General features: G+C 55.0%; 1 protein-coding gene. It reads right to left on the bottom strand.

What is annotated here, in order from left to right:
* A partial coding sequence (locus SB822_RS57285; RefSeq protein WP_410859131.1) for a hypothetical protein occupies nt 1-271 on the bottom strand: 271 nt, incomplete at both ends.

The raw sequence follows: 271 nt of genomic DNA, 5'->3' as shown, positions 1-271 counted from the left end.
ATGCATACGGAAATTGGACAGCTCAAGCAAGGCGTCCAGCCTCTCCTTCAACGAAGACCTATCGCGCGCGATATGCAAGCAACGATCCACGTGGTCTAGCAAGGAACGCGAACCATCAATGACCGCCAATCTGGATCCAAGAATGCTTAGCGCAGCTAGCCCCCAAATGTCGCGATAGCTGTGCAGCCGCCCTGACGCTATCTCTGCGTGCAAGAGGATATTTTCCCAGCCCAAGATGGTGTTAGGAGGAAGCCACTGCTGCACGTTGGCC

The organism is Paraburkholderia sp. SIMBA_054, assembly GCF_046534875.1.
GTDB lineage: Bacteria > Pseudomonadota > Gammaproteobacteria > Burkholderiales > Burkholderiaceae > Paraburkholderia > Paraburkholderia hospita.
The sequence above is the reverse complement of the archived record's forward strand: the minus strand, read 5'-3'. Positions and strand labels throughout refer to the sequence as shown.